The organism is Streptomyces sp. NPDC057307 (assembly GCF_042667665.1).
GTDB lineage: Bacteria > Actinomycetota > Actinomycetes > Streptomycetales > Streptomycetaceae > Streptomyces.
Genome location: NZ_JBHUZM010000060.1, coordinates 1 through 17,954 on the forward strand (window position 1 = coordinate 1; position 17,954 = coordinate 17,954).

Below are 17,954 nucleotides of genomic sequence, written 5' to 3' on the forward strand. Positions count from 1 at the left end.
GGCGGAAGCGGCTCGTCGGGGGTGGCTGTGACTGCGAAAGCGACGGCGACGGCGACGGCGACCACCGTCAGGGGCTCAACTCACAATGTCCTTGCGGGAGAAGTGCCTGAACGCGAGCGCGAAGAGCACCAGGGCGTACGTCACCGAGATCGCCGAGCCCTTCAGCATGCCGCTCCACTCCAACTGGGGCTGGAGCGCGTCCGCCCAGGCGAACTGCCAGTGCGCGGGCAGGAAGTCCCGCCAGCTCCCCAGCGCCGTGACCTGGTCCAGCACATTGCCGATGATCGTCAGCCCGACCGCGCCGCCGACCGCGCCGAGCGGGGCGTCCGTCTTCGTGGAGAGCCAGAAGGCGAGCCCCGCCGTGACCAGTTGGGAGACGAAGATGAAGCCGACCACGACCGCCAGCCGCGGCACGGTCTCGGCCGTCGCGAGGGACCCTCCGGTGGGCAGCTCCAGCGGCCCCCAACCGTAGGCGGCCGTGCCCGCCACCAGTCCGACGACCGGCAGCAGCACCATCGCCCCGAGGCTCATGGAGAGCGCCACCGCCAGCTTGCTCCACAGCAGCCGGGCACGCGGCACCGGCGCGGCGAGCAGATAGCGCAGGGAGGACCAACTCGCCTCGGAGGCCACGGTGTCCCCGCAGAACAGGGCGACGGGCACGACCAGCAGGAAGCCCGACGAGACGAAGAGGCAGGTGGCGGCGAAGTTGGCGCCGGAGGAGGTCGCGGTGTCCATCAGGTTCAGCCGGCTGCCGCCCCCGCCGCCGTCCTCGTCGGCGCCCGGTGTCCCACCGATGGCGAAGGCCACGATCAGTACGAAGGGCAGGACCGCGAGCACCCCGCCCATCGCCATCGTCCGCCTGCGCTTGAGCTGGCGTACGAGTTCGACACGGAGCGGGAGGGTGCGGCCCGCCCGGTAGCCCGGAGCCGATTCGGTCAGCGCGCTCATGCGGAGGCTCCTGAGATGAGAGTGAGGAAGGCGTCCTCCAGGCGGCGGTGCGGTCCGACGCCGGTCAGCGCGACGTCCATCCGGATGAGTTCGGTGACCAGGGTGTTGGTGCTGGCCCCGTCGAGCCGTACGAGCAGCCCCTCGTCGGTGCGGATCGCGGATCCGATCCCGGCCAGCGCGGCGATCTTGTCGACAACCGGCTCGGGCACCTGTCCGGCCGTGGTGACGAGCACGGTGTCGCCGGAGCCGGTGATCTCGGCGACGGGACCGGCCTGGACGAGCCGGCCCCGGTCCATGACCACCAGGTGGGTACAGGTCTGTTCGACCTCGGAGAGGAGATGGCTGGAGACGATGACGGTCCGGCCGTTGGCCGCGTAGCGGATCATCACGTCGCGCATCTCACGGATCTGCGGCGGGTCGAGGCCGTTGGTCGGCTCGTCCAGGATGAGGAGGTCCGGCAGACCGAGCATGGCCTGCGCGATCGCGAGCCGCTGCCGCATGCCCTGCGAGTAGGTGCGCACCGCGCGGGCGAGGGCGTCACCGAGTCCGGCGATCTGAAGGGCCTCTTCGATGTGCGAGTCCTCGACGGGGCGGCCGGTGGCCCGCCAGTACAGCTCCAGGTTGTCCCGCCCGGACAGGTGCGGCAGGAAGCCCGCGCCCTCGACGAAGGACCCGACGTGGGACAGGACCGGCGCGCCGGGCCTGATGGAGTGCCCGAAGACCCGGATGTCTCCGGCGTCGGGAGTGATGAGTCCCATCAGCATGCGCAGAGTCGTGGTCTTGCCCGCGCCGTTCGGTCCGAGGAGCCCGAGCACCTGGCCCTTCTCGACTCGGAAGGAGAGATCCCGTACGGCGTAGCGGTCGGCGGACCTGGCGTAGCGCTTCGACAGGTCGGTGATCTGGAGGGGTACGTCGGCCAGTTCCGGATCGGGCGCCGGTGCGCTGACGCGACGGCGCGCCGTGAGCAGCAGCGCGGCGGCGATGAGCACGCCCGCCAGCGGCAGGCCCCAGACCCACCAGGCGAGGGTCGCCGCGGCGGTGGTGAGGGCGGGCGCCGTCGGTACGGACAGATCGCCGTCCAGTGTGACGGTGTACGTGGCGGGGGCGGCCGGTGAGGCGTAGGCGAGGTCGGTCGCGGCGAGGACGACGCGCAGCCGGTGCCCGGCCTCCACCTTGTGGTCGATGGCCGGCAGTGTCAGTTCGACGGTCTTGCCGTTGCCGGCCTTGACGCCTTCGACACGGATCGGGGAGACGAGTTGTGAGGGCAGTACTTGCCGGCCGCCGTCGGGCCCGACGTCGTAGACCTTGCCGAAGAGCACGGCGTCGTCGGTGTCGGCCTTCACGGTGACCCGGACGGTCGGTGAGCCGGTCACCTGGAGCGACTTGTCGAACGGCCGGGAGTCGAAGCGGGCGAACTGTCCGGGGAAGTCGAGGGCGAGCCCCATGCCGAACGAGGACAGCTGGGACAGTCCGCTGCCCAGACCTGGCACCGTGGAGATGGCGGGCGGGCTCGCACCGGCGGGGTTGTCGAACGACTGCGCGCGGCCGGAGAGCGGCACGTTCGTTATGCCGCTCCGCAGACCGGGATAGGTGTCGCTGCTCGCGCCCCTCAACACCGCCTGACCGTCGGAGGAGTCCACGCCACCGGTGCGGCTGACGCGGAACGCGGGCCCGGTGTCGGCGCCGTTGTCCTTCTTGAGGTAGCGGTCGAACCAGGAGGAGATACGGCTCTCGATACGACCGGTCTCGGCGTTTCCGCCGTCGTGGCCGCCGGCCATCCAGTCGACGGAGACGGGCGCGCCGTTGGCCTTGATCGTCTTCGCCATGACGTCCGACTGGCTGAGCGGGAAGAGGGAGTCGGTCTGGCCCTGGATGATCAGCGAGGGCACCTTGATGCGGTCGCCGATCGCGGACGGGCTGCGCTCCGTGAGGAGTTCACCCGCCGCCGCGTCGGGCTTCCCGGCGACCGCGACGCGGTCGTACATCTCGCAGAGCTGCTTCTCGAAGGTGTCGCAGCCGCCGCCGGTGGAGAAGAAGATCCCGGCCCAGAGCTTCTTGAAGACGCCGTCGGGGAAGAGCGAGTCGGCGAGATTCCAGTAGGTGATCACGGGCGCGATCGCGTCGACGCGCGGGTCGTAGCCCGCGCCGAGCAACGAGATGGCTCCTCCGTAGGAGGCTCCGCTCATGCCGACGCGTGGGTCGCCGTCGGCGTCGAGCAGGACCTCGGGGCGTCCGGCGAGCCAGTCGATCATCCGGGAGACGTCTTTGACCTCGTAGGCGGGGTCGTTGAGTCCGATCTTGCCGGTGGACTCGCCGAACCCCCGTGCCGACCAGGTCAGCACGGCGTATCCGTCGCGCGCGAGCTTCTCGGCCTGGGCCCGTACGTCGTTCTTGCTGCCGCCGAAGCCGTGGCCGAGCAGGACGGCGGGCCTGCGCTTGTCGCCGTCGTCACCGGCGGTGAAGTACGAGGTGTCGATCCGGGCGCCGGGCATCTCCATCGTCTGGTCGGCTCGGTGCACGGTAGGGGTGCTGTCCGAGGCGACGGCGGTCCAGGTGCCGGCGCCGACGAGCACGGCGGCCGCGGCGACGCCCGCGAGCCATCGTTTGCGCAGCCGTGGCCGTCGGGGGATTGGGATCTCCATCCTTGAACCCTAAACGGCCCCGCGAGCGGCCCTCGCTGACACCGGTCGGAACTCAGGGGCCTCCTTGAGGAGTACGGGATAGCGTCGCCGTACACCAGCCGTGGTACGGCGAGGGGCCCCCGACAAGGCGCGCGAGGAGAGACGGGCGACATGACCGACATGGAGATCCGCCGAGCGACGACGGTCGGCGAACTCGTCGCAGCCCAGCATCTGTACGACAAACCGGCCCGGCCGGAGTGGGCGGAGCGCTTTCTCGCCGCGCCGGGTCATCTGCTGCTGATCGCCTATGCAGGAGGCGTCCCGGCCGGTTTTGTCTCCGGCATCGAGATGCTGCATCCGGACAAAGGCGTCGAGATGTGTCTGTACGAGCTGTCCGTGGACGAGCCGTACCGTCGACGGGGCATCGGGCGGGCGCTGACCGAGGCCCTCGCGGGGATCGCGCGTGAGCGCGGCTGCTACGACATGTGGGTGGGAGTGGACACCGACAACGAACCGGCGCTGGCGACCTACCGTGCGGCCGGGGCGCGTGACGAGGGGCGCTTCGCCATGCGGACCTGGGAGTTCCCGGACTCCTAGACGGGACGCCTGGGCCGGACGCCTGGGCCGGACGCCTGCACCAGGCGCCTGGATCGGACTCCCGCATCGGGCTCCTGGACCGTACGGAATACCCCTGCTCAGGGGTTCAGGGGCGTTCGGCGGTGACGAGCCACAGGCGGCTGGTCAGCCGTACGCCCTGCCTGGTCTCGAAGGCGTGGAAGGCTTCGGTGGCCGCGTCGTGCGCGCGTGTACGGGTCCGCTCGTCGGCGTCGGCCAGGGCCAGCCAGTGTTGGAGGGGACCCCATCCCATCAGGAAGGCGGAGGCGTCGGAGGCGTCCTTGCCCCAGTGCTGGGGCAGCGCCAGGGCGCGCAGACCGATTCCTTTGAAACCGGCCTCGCTCAGAACGCGCTCGGTGTGCGCGGGGTCCGCGAAGGAGGCGGGCTGGTGCTTGCTGTCCTCGTTGAGGGCGGGGAGCGTGACCTGGGTGCCGATCGCCGCGAAGATCACCGCCTGGTCCATGAGGCTGAACGACTGCGGGCAGACGAAGGCGAGTCGCCCGCCGGGCCGTAACGCCCGTCCGATGTTGCGGAACGCGGCGGCGGGATCGGCGAAGAACATCACCCCGAAGCGGCTCACGGCGATGTCGAAGTCCGCTTCCTCGAAGTCGTGCACCTGTGCGTCGCCCTGCACGAACGTGACGTTCTCGATCTCCTCCGCCACGGCGGACTCCCGGGCCCGCGCCAGCATCGGGGCCGACAGATCGATCCCGACGGCCCGGGCCCCACGGCGCGCGGCGAGCCGGGCGACCCGTCCGTTCCCACACCCGATGTCGAGAAGCCGGTCACCCTCCTTTATGCCCGCAGCCTCGAGCAGCGGGGCATTGGCCGCGTCGTTCAGATGGTCGTACCGATCCTGGTGTTCCGCCCAGTGCCTGCCCTCGTAGCCGTTCCACGCCTCGGCCTGGGCTGAATTCACCATGTCCGTCATGCCTTCCATACTGCCGCTCCTCCCGTCTTGCGCCCATAGCATGGCGAGAACTCGACGCGTCCGGCGCGCCTGTTTCGCGACCGGGTCGCGGGGCACTCAGTCGGTCGCCGGGGTACGTTCACGAGCCAGCAGGATCCGGCGTGACGTGGGATCGACCTCGGTGATCCGCACCGTGAGCGGGTCGCCGACGCGGGCGGCGTCGGGGGCGGCGTCGGGGGCCAACTCGGTCGCGGGCAGGAGCCCTTCGAACCCGTGGTCCCGTTCCTCGACACGGACGAAGGCACCGGAGGGCTCGATCCGCGTGACCGGACCGGTGACGACCTCGCCCACACGGCCGGCGAGCGCCAACAGCGGATCCTCCTGAAGTGCCTTGAGCGACAGCGACACCCGTTCGCGGACCCGGTCGACGTCCAGGATCAGGGCGGTGACCTCCTGCCCGACGGTGAGGACGTCGGAGGGGAAGTCGATGTACCGCCAGGACACCTCGGGAATGTTGATCATCGCGGTGAATCCGCCGATGTCCACGAAGGTGACGCCGAAGTCGGCGATCACGACGACGGTGCCGGTGACGACCTGCCCCCGGTTCAACGTCCTGAGAAAGGCCCAGTCGCGGTCGCTCCGCGTCGGCTCGGTCCGCCAACGGGCGCGCAGGACGCCGTCGCTGTCGGGCAGGACAGCGGTGAACAGCGGACGGCGTTCGTCGGCATACATCGGCAGGACGGCCGCGGCACGGGCGCCGGCGACCAGCGCGGCCGGCTCCGCGGACTCGCCCACGTCGGCGACGACGCCGGAGACCCGGCCCTCGTCGTCCTCCCACACGACTTCGACCAGCCCTTCCTCCGGAAGGGTGGCGAGGACGGCATCGATGTCGGTGGAGAGGCCCGGCCAGACCGTCAGTCGGGCGCGTGGAGCGAGCCGGGCGCGGACCGTGTCGAGCGTGGAGTGGTGGCCGAGACCGTGGGCATCGCCCAGCAGGTGCCAGCGGGTGCCGTTATCCACGTGGTTCTCCTCCAGCAGACCGGCCCACCGCGACGCCACGCACCAGGACAGCCGCTCCCAGAACAGGTCGTCGGCGGGCCGCTGCTCGCCGGGCTCGTTGTAATCCGCGTCGTAGTCCGCGTCGTACGGCGAGACGTCCACCCGCTCCGCGAACAGCCCCAGTTCGCCGGTCCGGGCCACGGCCTCCTCACAGGGCACGTCACTGCCCACGTAGACGTACAGGTCCCATCCGACATGCACGGCGAACGCCCCCTCGGCCTCCAGCCGGCACCACGCGCCGTCCCCCCTGAGCATGACCCGCACCAGCTCCAGAGCGAGCGGAACAGACACCTCCGCCCCGTCGTGGAAACCGGACAGGTCTCGCGGGAAAAGTCCCGCCAACCCGTCTCCGTCGACCGGTGGCTCCGGTCCGAAGTGCGCGAAGCCGGGCCCGATCTGCGGCTCACGAACGGACAGCGTCCGCACCCCGGTCCCCTCGGCGAACGCGGACACCGCCTCCAAATAGGCTGCCTCGACCGGCCCGTGATCGCTGATCACCTCTTCCGCCCCGGCGTACACACCCCCCTCGTCGCGGTCGGCGGGGTCGTACTTGGTCACGCGGTACACGAAGGGAAGCCTGGGCCGGCCGGGCACGTCGGCCCCTTCGGGGCGGGTGGGGCTCATGGGCACAGGTGCCCCAGCAACTCCCCGTCGGCCTCGGCCGGATAGGGCGTCTCGACGGGCAGCAGCCCTTCCGCGGCGGCCAGTTCGCCACCCCGGACCAGCCCGTGAATCCGCCGCGCCAGCGGCGTCACGTCCCTGATGGAGACGATCCACTCGTCGGCGTACCGGCGCGCCGCCTCCCCCGTCAGCCCGAGCTGCAGCGACCGGTACGGCAACGGCCGCAGCCGCACATCACGCTCCGGATCCCACTGGACCCGCGCGGGACTCCGCTTCAACTTCCGTCGCCACGCGGCCCGGTCGGCGTGCACGTCCGCGTCGTAGTGCGACAGACAGGCGTGCCGCAGCGCCCACTCGAAGCCCTCACGGCTGATCTCGACGGCCAGAACCGTCTCCTGCCCCTCTTTCAGGCCCCAGCCGCAGCGATACATCATCCAGAGGAAGGATGGCTTGATCCAGGTCATCCGGTCGCGCTTCCAGGCGTCGGGAAACCGCCCGTCGCGCGCGGCGGGGAGCCCGATCAAGGGTGAGTACGCCTGGTGGACGGTGATCGTCGAGGCGGTGTGGTGCGCGCGGACGCGGTACGTGGGCTCCGGGGTCCGCGGTGTCGGTTCCGGTGCCGGTTCCGGTATCGCTGTCGCTGTCGTCTGTGGAGTTGTCGCTTCTGGCATGGGGACAGCGTGCTGTGACTCCGTCCGCGCGGCCACCTATTAAGAAGGCGCCGGAACGCTGCGACGGCCCGCACGGAATAGGGGTACCGTGCGGGCCGTCGCGTCCTGAGTGGGCCGCCGCGCTCAGTGGTTGCGGGGGAAGCCCAGGTCCACGCCCGACGGGGCGTCCGCCGGGTCGGGCCAGCGGGTCGTGACGACCTTGCCGCGCGTGTAGAAGTGCACGCCGTCGTTGCCGTAGATGTGGTGGTCGCCGAAGAGGGAGTCCTTCCAGCCACCGAAGGAGTGGTAGCCCACCGGCACCGGGATCGGCACATTCACACCGACCATGCCCGCCTCGATCTCCAGCTGGAAGCGGCGGGCCGCACCGCCGTCGCGGGTGAAGATCGCCGTGCCGTTGCCGAAGGGTGAGGCGTTCATAAGGGCGACGCCGTCGTCGTACGTCTCCGTGCGCAGCACGCACAGCACCGGGCCGAAGATCTCGTCGCGGTAGGCGTCGGAGTCGGTCGAGACGTGGTCGAGGAGCGACAGGCCGATCCAGTGGCCGTCCTCGTAGCCGTCGACGCACAGGCCGGTGCCGTCCAGGACGACTTCGGCGCCCTGTGCGGCGGCGCCCGTCACATACGAGGCGACCTTGTCGCGGTGGGCGGCCGTGATCAGCGGGCCCATCTCGGAGGCCGGGTCGGTGCCGGGGCCGATCTTGATCTTCTCGGCGCGTTCGCGGATCTTCTGTACGAGCTCGTCGCCGATCGCGCCGACCGCGACGACCGCCGAGATCGCCATGCAGCGCTCTCCGGCGGACCCGTACGCGGCCGAGACGGCCGCGTCGGCCGCCGCGTCCAGGTCGGCGTCCGGGAGGACCAGCATGTGGTTCTTGGCGCCGCCGAGCGCCTGGACGCGCTTGCCGTTGGCCGACGCGGTCGCGTGGATGTAGCGGGCGATGGGCGTCGAGCCGACGAAGGAGACCGCCGCGACGTCCGGGTGGGCCAGGAGCGAGTCGACGGCCACCTTGTCACCGTGGACGACGTTGAGCACACCGTCCGGCAGCCCCGCCTCGGCGGCGAGTTCGGCCAGCAGATTCGCCGCCGAGGGGTCCTTCTCGCTCGGCTTCAGTACGAAGGTGTTGCCGCAGGCGATGGCCAGCGGGAACATCCACATCGGCACCATCGCGGGGAAGTTGAAGGGCGTGATGCCGGCGACGACACCCAGCGACTGCCTGATCGAGGAGACGTCGACCCGGTGGGAGACCTGCGTCGACAACTCGCCCTTGAGCTGCGTGGTGATCCCGCAGGCCAACTCGACGATCTCCAGCCCACGCGCGACCTCTCCGAGGGCGTCGGAGTGGACCTTGCCGTGCTCGGCGGTGATCAGCGCCGCGATCTCGTCCCGGTGCGCGTCGAGCAGTGCGCGGTAGCTGAACAGGATGCCGGTGCGCGTGGAAAGGGAGGACGTGCCCCAGGTGCCGTACGCGGCCTTCGCCGCCGTGACGGCCGCGTCCACCTCCTCCGCCGAGGCGAGCGCGACCTGCGTGGTGACCGCGCCGGTCGCGGGGTCGGTGACCGGGCCCCAGTTGCCCGACGCGCCCTCGACGGTCTTGCCACCGATCCAGTGGTTGACGGTCTTCATTACGTCTCCTTCGGGTCCATCGAGTCCTTCGGCGCGGGCGGCGCCCGGGGGCTCTGTCAGAGGTGGCGGCGGCGGGTCGCGGCTTTCCGGTCGTACTCCTGGCGTGCCGTGACCGCGGACGCGCGAGTCGCCGTCTCGGCCACGGGAACATCCCACCACGCCTGGGCGGGAGGCGCGCCCGACACAGTGTCTGCCGTTTCGGTCTCCGCGTAGACACATGTGGGGACATCGGATTCACGCGCGACGGCAAGCGCTTCGCGCAGGTCACGGATGGTTTTGGCGCGGATGACACGCATCCCCAGCGAGGCCGCGTTGGCGGCGAGATCGACGGGGAGCGGGTCGCCGGTGTACGTCGGCGAGCCGACCGTGTCGGCCTCCCGGTAGCGGTACGCCGTACCGAACCGTTCCGCGCCGACGGACTCGGAGAGGCCGCCGATCGACGCGTAGCCGTGGTTCTGGAGGATCACCAGCTTCAGTGGGAGGCGTTCCTGGACGGCGGTGACGATCTCGGTGGGGTTCATCAGATACGTGCCGTCGCCGACCAGCGCCCAGACGGGCCGCCCGGGGTCGGCGAGCATCACGCCGATGGCGGCCGGGATCTCGTAACCCATGCACGAGTAGCCGTACTCGACGTGGTACTGGTCGCGGGAGCGGGACCGCCACAGCTTGTGGAGGTCGCCGGGGAGCGATCCGGCCGCGTTGATGACGATGTCCTCGTCGGTGACGAGCGCGTCGAGGAGGCCGAGGACCTGTGGCTGGGTGGGCCGCAGGAGGTCCTCGGAGGTGTCGAACGCCGCGTCGACGCGGTGCTCCCAGCGCTCCTTGTCGTCGGCGTACTCGGTGGCGTAGGCCGCGTCGACGCGGTGGCCCGTGAGGGCCGTGGCGAGTTCCTCCAGGGCGGTGCGGGCGTCGGCGACCAGGGGCGCGGCGGCGAGCTTGTGGGCGTCGAAGCCGGTGACGTTGATGTTGAGGAAGCGGACGGACGGGTTCGAGAAGAGCGTCGCCGAGGCCGTGGAGAAGTCGGACCAGCGGGTGCCGACGCCGATCACCAGGTCGGCGGTGCGGGCCAGTTCGTCTGCGGTGGCGGTACCGGTGTGGCCGATGCCGCCGACGTCCGCGGGGTGGTCGTGGCGCAGGGAGCCCTTGCCGGCCTGGGTGGAGGCGACGGGGATGCCGGTCGCCGTCGCGAAGGCGGCCAGCGCGTCCTCGGCGGCGCTGTGGTGGACGCCGCCGCCCGCGACGAGGAGCGGACGGCGGGCCGCGCGGACGGCCTCGGCGGCGTCGGCGAGTTCGTACGGATCGGGGCCCTGCCTGCGGACCCGCCAGACGCGCTCGGCGAAGAACTCCTCCGGCCAGTCGTACGCCTCCGCCTGCACGTCCTGGGGCAGCGCGAGGGTCACCGCGCCTGTCTCGGCGGGGTCGGTGAGGACCCGCATGGCGGCGAGCGCGGCCGGGACGAGCGCCTCGGGACGCGAGACGCGGTCGAAGTACTTCGAGACGGGGCGCAGCGCGTCGTTGACGGAGACGTCGCCCGCGTGGGGCACTTCGAGCTGCTGGAGGACGGGGTCGGCGGGGTGCGTCGCGAAGATGTCGCCGGGGAGCAGCAGCACGGGCAGCCGGTTGATGGTGGCGAGGGCGGCGCCTGTGACGAGGTTGGTGGCGCCGGGGCCGATGGAGGTGGTCACGGCGTGGGTGGAGAGGCGGTTGCTCTGCCGGGCGTAGCCGACGGCGGCGTGGACCATGGCCTGTTCGCTGCGGCCCTGGAAGTAGGGCATCTCCGGGCCGGCTTGGACGAGTGCCTGGCCGATGCCCGCCACGTTCCCGTGGCCGAAGATGCCCCAGGTGGCGTCGATCAGCCGGCGGCGGTTGCCGTCGCGTTCGGTGTACTGGCGGGACAGGAAGGCGATCAGTGCCTGGGCCACGGTGAGGCGGCGCGTACTCATCGGTGGGTCTCCTTGTCCTCGTTCTCATAAGGAGGTTGATTCGGCGGCTCCGGTGACGGCCTCTGTGACGGCCGCGGACCGGGCGCTTCGTACAGCGGCAGTCGGGGATCGACCGCCTGGCCGGGCCAGGTGTCGCGGATCCAGCCGTGGTCGGGATGGTCGCGGATCAGCCACTGTCTGGTCGCGCCCGGTCCGGCCATCACGTTGAGGTAGTACATGGCGCGGCCGGGGGCGGCGATGGACGGGCCGTGCCAGCCGTCGGGGATGAGGACGGTGTCGCCGGTGCGGACCTCGGCGAGGACGTCGGTACCGCCGGGCCTGGAGGGCGAGACGCGGTGGTAGCCGAGGCCGCCGTCCTCGATCTCGAAGTAGTAGATCTCCTCCAGCTCGGACTCGACGCCGGGGTGGTTCTCGTCGTGCTTGTGCGGCGGGTACGACGACCAGTTGCCGCCGGGTGTGAGGACCTCGACGGCGATCAGCCGGTCGCAGTCGAACGTGTCGGCGGCGGCGAAGTTGTTGACCTGGCGGGAGCAGTTGCCACTGCCCCGCAGTTCGACCGGAACCTCCGGTGCGGAGCCGTAGCGAGCGGGGAGTCTTCGCTCGCACTTCGCTCCTGCCAGGGCGAAGCGGCCTCCCGCACCGGAGGCGATCTGGGCGTGGGCGTCACGCGGAACGTACGCGAAGTCCGTGACGGAGCTGAACACGCTTTCTCTGCCCAGCAGTTCAAAGATCTCGCCTTGCGTGTGCACCGTACAACCGCCGTTGAGCGGAAGCACGATCCACTCGCTGTCCCCGCTGTCCAGCGTGTGTGTACCGCCGGGCGGCAGGTCGAGGACGCGCAGGGAGCTGTGCAGCCAGCCGGCCCGCCGCGGTTCGATGTCGAGCGCGTACGGTCCGCTCGCCGCGCTGCCCGCGCGCACGTGCCGTTCCAGGAATTCACCGTCGGAGCCCGTGTCGGTGTCGGTGTCCGTCGTCATGGTCGTTCCGTATCCCTCCGCACGTCTGCCTACTCTCCCCGTGTCCCCTACAGCTTCGGCGGTCGGACCGGCCGCGCCCCTACAACAGGCCCACGGCGGTGTCGACGGCCGCCGCGACGTCCCCGTCCACCGGGTAGAGGAGCGAGCGCCCCACGACCAGGCCCTGCACCGTGGGCAGGCGCAGCGCCTTGCGCCACTTCTCGTACGCGCCCTCCTGGTCGTCGCCGATCTCGCCGCCGAGCAGGACGGCGGGCAGGGTGGATGTCTCCATCACCCGGGCCATGTCGTCCGGATTCTCGGTGACCGGCAGTTTCAGCCAGGTGTACGCGGAGGTGCCACCGAGGCCGGAGGCGATGGCGATGGAGCGGGTCACCGCCTCGGCCGTCAGGTCGTTGCTCAGCCGTCCGTCCCTGCGGCGGCAGATGAACGGCTCGACGAAGAGGGGCAGCCGCCGCTCCGCCATGGCGTCGACGGCGCGGGCGGCCGACAGGAGGGTGTCCGCCGAGCGCGCGTCCTCGTAGTCGACGCGCAGCAGCAACTTGCCCGCGTCGAAGCCGAGGCGGGCGATGTCCTCGGCGCGGTGGCCGGTGAAGCGGTCGTCCAGTTCGAAGGCGGCGCCGGCGAGGCCGCCGCGGTTCATGGAGCCGACGACGACGCGGTCCTCCAGGGCGCCGAGGAGCAGCAGGTCGTCGAGTATGTCGGCGGTGGCGAGGACGCCGTCGACGCCGGGCCGGGACAGCGCGAGACAGAGCCGTTCCAGCAGGTCGACGCGGTTGGCCATGGCCAGGCGGCGGTTGCCGACGGCGAGGGCGCCTCGGGCCGGGTGGTCGGCCGCGACGATCATGAGCCGTCCGCCGGGGCGCAGCAGGGGGCGGTGGCTTCGGCGGGCGGCGGCCTCGGCGATCGCCTCGGGGTGGTGCGTACGGATCCGTACGAGCTCGGACGCGTCGACGCGGGTCACAGGGCGGCCTCCGGTGGCAGCGTTCCCGGTGTGGGGACGGGGCCGCCGCCGAGGACCTGGACGACTTCCCGGGCGTACGGCATGGCGGAGGAGCAGGCGAGCCGGGCGGCGACGATGGCGCCGGCGGCGTTGGCGTACCGCATGACGCGCTTCAGGTCCCAGCCGGCCAGCAGTCCGTGGCAGAGGGCGCCGCCGAAGGCGTCCCCGGCGCCGAGGCCGTTGACGACCTCGACGGGGACGGGCGGCACTTCGGCGACGGTGCCGTCGCGGTGGACGGCGAGGACGCCCTTGGGTCCCTGCTTGACCACGGCCAGTTCGGGGCCGGCGGCGAGGAGCGCGCGGGCGGCGGCGTACGGTTCGCGCTCTCCGACGGCGACTTCGCACTCCTCCAGGTTTCCCACGGCGACGGTGGCGTGGCGCAGGGCCTGCGCGTACAGGGGCCGGGCCGCGGCCATGAGCGCCCCCGGATCGTCGGGGCTGTGGCTGCCGGAACCGGCCGGGCCGTCGGGACCGGAGCCGTCCGTCGGTGCCTTCCAGAACATCGGCCGCCAGTCGAGATCGAAGACGGTGATGGCGCTTCCGGGCCGCCGCCCGGACGGCCGCTCCTCGGGGCTCTGTGCCCGTGCCTCGCCGCGTGTGCGCAGAGCGGTCAGTGTGGCGGACCGGCTGGGCTCCTCGCACAGGCCGGTGCCGGTCATCCAGAAGATCCGCGCGGACCGGATGGCCTCCAGGTCCAACTCGTGCGGGTGGATCTCCAGATCGGGTGCCTTGGGCTGCCGGTAGAAGTAGAGCGGGAAGTCGTCGGGCGGGAAGATCTCGCAGAACGTCACCGGTGTGGGCCACCGGTCGACCGGTGTCACCCACCGGTCGTCCACCTCGAACTCCCGCAGGGCGTGGTGGAGATAGTCCCCGAACGCGTCCCGTCCGGTGCGGGTGATGACCGCGGTACGGCGGCCGAGCCGGGCGGCGGCCACCGCCACATTCGTCGCCGATCCGCCGAGGAACTTCCCGAAGGTGTCGACCTGCGCCAACGGGACTCCGGTACGCAGCGGATAGAGGTCCACGCCGATGCGCCCCATGGTGATCACGTCGTACGGCTCAGGCATGCGCGTCCCCTCGTTTCGACGGCCGTTCCCAGGTCTAGTGCTCTCTGCCGACCTCTGTCAACGTTTTGTCCTTACATTCGGACGAAGGCTTGACACTCTTCTCGGACGGCCGCGAGGCTGACCGGTATGACCTCCTCCGTACCGCCGCTGAACCGCATCAGGGTCGGGTCGGCACCCGACTCCTGGGGCGTGTGGTTTCCCGACGATCCCCAGCAGGTTCCCTGGCGACGTTTCCTCGACGAAGTGGCCAGGGCCGGATACGAGTGGATCGAGCTCGGTCCGTACGGCTACCTCCCGACCGATCCGGCCCGTCTCGCCGCCGAGACGGCCGCGCGCGGCCTGAAGGTCTCGGCCGGCACCGTGTTCACCGGACTTCACCATGGGCCCGCCGTCTGGGACAGGACCTGGGCGCATGTCGCCGACATCGCGGCACTCACCAGGGAGATGGGCGCGGACCATCTCGTCGTCATCCCGTCGTTCTGGCGCGACGACAAGACGGGTGAGGTGCTGGAGGACCGGACACTCACCGCCGCGCAGTGGCGCGATCTGACGGCTCAGACGGAGCGGCTCGGCCGCGAGGTGCTCGACCGCTTCGGACTGAGCATCGTGGTCCATCCGCACGCCGACACCCACATCGACAGCGAGGAGAACGTCAGCCGTTTCCTCGACGCCACCGATCCCGCCCTGGTGTCACTGTGTCTGGACACGGGGCACTACGCGTACTGCGGCGGCGACAGCGTCAAGCTGATCGAGACCTACGGGGAGCGCATCGGCTATCTGCATCTCAAGCAGGTGGATCCGGAGATCCTCGCGGACGTCGTCGCGGGCGGGGTGCCGTTCGGGCCGGCCGTCGGACGGGGCGTGATGTGCGAGCCGCCGGCCGGAGTGCCCGCGCTGGGACCGGTGCTGACGGCGGCCCAGGAACTGGACGTCGATCTCTTCGCCATCGTCGAACAGGACATGTACCCCTGCCCGCCCGACAAGCCCTATCCGATCGCCGAGCGGACGCGTCGCTTCCTTCGCTCGTGCGGCGCGTAACCCGGCAGCACCGTCGAACAGTTGGGCCATCGACACACTTACCTCCAATGCGCTGGTTCTGTCACAGACATCCGCTTAACGTCACGCATATCTCCATTACGCGGGTTTTACGTCACAGTGACGCGACAGCCCCTCCCTCACCGTCACTCTGAGTCGTTCAACGGGCACAGGCTCAGTGATCACCAGCGTTTCAGTCGCAGCCCTCCAGACGGCCCCCCGGCCGCCGCTGCGGCGGACGCAGGGAGGTGCCACGCATGACGGACAGAAGTCTCTGGTCCTACAAGGAGATTGCCGCACACATCCGGGTACAGCCGGACACCGTCCGTTCGTATCGCAAGCACGGTCTGCTTCCGCCGCCGGACCACGTGGAGAACGGCAAGCCCTACTGGTACGCGGACACCGTCCGCGCCTGGGTGGCCAAGCGCCCGGGAAACAGAGGCCGCAGAGAGTGAGGGGCGGGATCTGATCCCCGTACCCGGTCCGCGCCCGACCGGCCCCGAGGGCCCCGTACTCCACCACCGGTGGACGTACGGGGCCCTCGGTCCGGGTCCAGGCTCAGACCCCGACCTTGTCCCGCTCGCCCGCCCCGGACACAGCCCCGTCGGGCCCGTCAGCGCCGTCGGTGCCGTCCGTCCCCGCCGTCGGCCGTGACTCGCCCTCGCTCACCCCGAACCGGTCGTGGAAGCGGCGCAGCGGCCCCGGCGCCCACCAGGTCGCCCTGCCCGTCAGCTTCATCACCGCCGGGACCAGCAGACTGCGCACCACCATCGCGTCCATGACCACCGCGAGCGCGATACCGAGCCCGAGCATCATGGTGTTGGTCACCCGTGAGGTGCCGATGGCGACCATGACCACCGCCAGGATCACCGCCGCCGCCGTGATCAGGCCCCCTGTGCGCTGAAGGCCGAATATGACGGACCGCTCGTGGTCACCGCTGCGGTCGTACTCCTCCTTGATCCGGGATATCAAGAACACCCCGTAGTCCATGGAGAGTCCGAAGGCGACGCAGAACATCAGCACCGGAAGCGTCGTCTCTATGTCCCCCGTCGGGGTGAAACCGAGCAACCCGGAGAGATGGCCGTCCTGGAAGACCCAGACGACCGCTCCGAACATCGCCGTGAGGCTGAGCGCGTTGAGCGCCACCGCCTGGAGGGGGATCAGGACGCTGCCGGTGAGCAGGAAGACCAGCAGCAGCGTCACCACGACGATGATGCCCGCGGCCAGGGGGAGCCGGTCCGCGATGGCGTCCTTCGAATCGACCAGAACGGCGGCCGTGCCGGTGACCGAGGTGTCGAAGGCGGCCGGCTCGGCCCGGAGTTCACGGACGAGTTGCTGGGTCTCCTGGTCCACCGACTCGCCGCGGGGCAGCACGGTGAAGTACGCGTGGTCGCCGGAGACGACCGGACCGTCGACCCGCAGCACATCCGGCAGACCGGCCACCCGGTCGCGGTAGTCCGCGTACTCGGCGGCTGTCGCTCCGCCTTCGCCCAGCACTTCGAGCCCACCGCCGGGGCTGCCCGGGAAGCCGCTCCTGATGTCCTCCTGGACAACTCGGGCCTCGGCGCTCGACGGCAACTGCCGGTCGTCCGCCGTGCCGAACTTGACGCCCAGGAAGGGCAGTCCGAGAAGCACCAGGCCCGTGGCCGTCGCGACGGCGAACAGCGGGGCCCTGCGCATCACCAGCGCCGCCGTACGTCCCCAGCCGCCGCCCGCCTCCGCAGCCGGGGCCGGCCGGGATCCGGCCGCCGTCCCGTCGCCCGGCACCGACTTCTTCCGCCCCCTGCCGAACAGCCGTCGCAGATCGAGGGAGTTGACCCGATGGCCGAGCAGCATCAGCGCGGCCGGCAGCAGGATCAGCGCGGCGGCCGCGGCGAGCAGTACCACCGCTATCCCGGCGTAGGCGAACGAGCGCAGGAAGTACTGCGGGAAGACCATCATCGCCGCGAGCGACACCGCCACCGTCAGGGCGGAGAACAGCACCGTCCGGCCGGCGGTACGGAGCGTGGCGCCCACCGCGTCCCGTACCTCCGCCCCCTCGGCCAGCTCCTCCCGGAATCTGCGCACGATGAACAGCGCGTAGTCCACGGCCAGTCCGAGCCCCAGGGCCGTGGTGAGATTCTGCGCGAAGACCGAGACGTCCGTGACCTCGGTGATCCCGCGCAGCACGGCGTTGGTCCCCAGGATGGCGACGATGCCGATACCCAGCGGCAGCAGGGCCGCGATCGCGCTGCCGAAGACCATCACGAGCAGGACCAGCGTGACCGGCAGGGCGATCAGCTCGGCCCGCAGCAGGTCCTCCTGGATGATGGCCTGCATCTCGTGCCGCACGGCGACCGGTCCGCCGACCGAGACCTCCAACAACCCTTGCGTGCCGCGGAATTCGGGCGCTATCCGCTCCAGGGTCCGGCCGGCCTCCTTCTCCTCACCCACGATCCTGGCCGCGATCAGCGCCTCTCCCCCGTCCTCGGCGCGCAGCGCGGGCGACCGCGTCTGCCAGTACGACCCGACGCCTACGACGCCCTCCTCGGCGGCCAGCCGCTCGGTGAGCCGCTCGGCCTCGGCGGCGACGGCTGGGTCGTCCACCCCTTTGCCGCCCGCGTCGACGAGCAGCAGGAGATTCGGCTGGGAGGCCGGGAACTCACGCTCCAGTGCCTTCGTGGCGTAGGTCGACGAGGCGGCGGGGTCCTCCCAGCCGCCGCTGCCCATCCGGTCGCCGACGCCGCTCCCCGCGAAGACCGCCAACGCCGTGATCACCAGGGCGACCAGCAGCGATAGCCGTGGGCGCGCCGTGACGAACCGGGTCCAGCCGCCGATTCGCGACCCCCTGTTGACTTCGGACATAGTGCGGTGTCCCCTTCACC

14 protein-coding genes are annotated in these 17,954 nt (G+C 70.8%); 3 read left to right on the forward strand and 11 right to left on the reverse strand.

What is annotated here, in order from left to right; translation table 11 throughout:
- Window positions 1-75 precede the first annotated feature (75 nt).
- The gene (locus ACFUN8_RS20775) at window positions 76-948 is read right to left on the reverse strand and encodes an ABC transporter permease (protein WP_383639528.1); all 873 of its coding nucleotides are present in this window, start codon (window positions 946-948) and stop codon (window positions 76-78) included.
- A complete protein-coding gene (locus tag ACFUN8_RS20780; protein WP_383639531.1) occupies window positions 945-3,590 on the reverse strand; it encodes an alpha/beta fold hydrolase in 2,646 nt (881 codons plus the stop codon). Before ACFUN8_RS20780 ends, ACFUN8_RS20775 begins: the two co-directional genes overlap by 4 nt.
- Window positions 3,591-3,749: 159 nt before the next feature.
- Here ACFUN8_RS20780 and ACFUN8_RS20785 point away from each other — a divergent pair, with 159 nt between their 5' ends.
- A complete protein-coding gene (locus ACFUN8_RS20785) occupies window positions 3,750-4,166 on the forward strand; it encodes a GNAT family N-acetyltransferase (RefSeq protein WP_383639613.1) in 417 nt (138 codons plus the stop codon).
- A gap of 106 nt (window positions 4,167-4,272) precedes the next feature.
- On the opposite strand, the gene ACFUN8_RS20790 is transcribed toward ACFUN8_RS20785, so the two are convergent.
- The 8 genes from ACFUN8_RS20790 to iolC form a co-directional block, all read right to left on the reverse strand.
- Entirely contained in the window at window positions 4,273-5,124 is an 852-nt protein-coding gene (locus ACFUN8_RS20790) for a class I SAM-dependent methyltransferase (protein WP_383639533.1), read from the reverse strand.
- Between the two features lie 87 nt (window positions 5,125-5,211).
- Window positions 5,212-6,777 (reverse strand): S1 RNA-binding domain-containing protein, encoded by a 1,566-nt coding sequence (locus ACFUN8_RS20795; protein ID WP_383639536.1) that lies wholly within the window; start codon window positions 6,775-6,777, stop codon window positions 5,212-5,214.
- A complete protein-coding gene (locus tag ACFUN8_RS20800) occupies window positions 6,774-7,445 on the reverse strand; it encodes a DUF4291 domain-containing protein (RefSeq protein ID WP_383639539.1) in 672 nt (223 codons plus the stop codon). The genes ACFUN8_RS20795 and ACFUN8_RS20800 overlap by 4 nt, the downstream gene beginning before the upstream one ends.
- A gap of 123 nt (window positions 7,446-7,568) precedes the next feature.
- On the reverse strand, window positions 7,569-9,068 hold the full coding sequence (gene mmsA, locus ACFUN8_RS20805) for a CoA-acylating methylmalonate-semialdehyde dehydrogenase (RefSeq protein WP_383639542.1): 1,500 nt from the start codon (window positions 9,066-9,068) through the stop codon (window positions 7,569-7,571).
- Window positions 9,069-9,124: 56 nt separating this feature from the next.
- Window positions 9,125-11,011: a 3D-(3,5/4)-trihydroxycyclohexane-1,2-dione acylhydrolase (decyclizing) gene (gene iolD, locus ACFUN8_RS20810; RefSeq protein ID WP_383639545.1), complete on the reverse strand. Its 1,887-nt coding sequence runs from the start codon at window positions 11,009-11,011 to the stop codon at window positions 9,125-9,127.
- The gene (gene iolB, locus ACFUN8_RS20815; protein ID WP_383639548.1) at window positions 11,008-11,988 is read right to left on the reverse strand and encodes a 5-deoxy-glucuronate isomerase; all 981 of its coding nucleotides are present in this window, start codon (window positions 11,986-11,988) and stop codon (window positions 11,008-11,010) included. The genes iolD and iolB overlap by 4 nt, the downstream gene beginning before the upstream one ends.
- Before the next feature lie 79 nt (window positions 11,989-12,067).
- A complete protein-coding gene (locus tag ACFUN8_RS20820; RefSeq protein ID WP_383639551.1) occupies window positions 12,068-12,949 on the reverse strand; it encodes a deoxyribose-phosphate aldolase in 882 nt (293 codons plus the stop codon).
- The gene (gene iolC, locus ACFUN8_RS20825; protein ID WP_383639554.1) at window positions 12,946-14,055 is read right to left on the reverse strand and encodes a 5-dehydro-2-deoxygluconokinase; all 1,110 of its coding nucleotides are present in this window, start codon (window positions 14,053-14,055) and stop codon (window positions 12,946-12,948) included. The genes ACFUN8_RS20820 and iolC overlap by 4 nt, the downstream gene beginning before the upstream one ends.
- A 126-nt stretch (window positions 14,056-14,181) precedes the next feature.
- Here iolC and ACFUN8_RS20830 point away from each other — a divergent pair, with 126 nt between their 5' ends.
- Window positions 14,182-15,093: a sugar phosphate isomerase/epimerase family protein gene (locus ACFUN8_RS20830; RefSeq protein WP_383639557.1), complete on the forward strand. Its 912-nt coding sequence runs from the start codon at window positions 14,182-14,184 to the stop codon at window positions 15,091-15,093.
- 254 nt (window positions 15,094-15,347) lie between these two features.
- A complete protein-coding gene (locus tag ACFUN8_RS20835; RefSeq protein WP_023541603.1) occupies window positions 15,348-15,545 on the forward strand; it encodes an AlpA family transcriptional regulator in 198 nt (65 codons plus the stop codon).
- 103 nt (window positions 15,546-15,648) lie between these two features.
- Here ACFUN8_RS20835 and ACFUN8_RS20840 read toward each other — a convergent pair whose 3' ends face one another.
- The gene (locus ACFUN8_RS20840) at window positions 15,649-17,934 is read right to left on the reverse strand and encodes an MMPL family transporter (protein WP_383639560.1); all 2,286 of its coding nucleotides are present in this window, start codon (window positions 17,932-17,934) and stop codon (window positions 15,649-15,651) included.
- Window positions 17,935-17,954 lie beyond the last annotated feature (20 nt).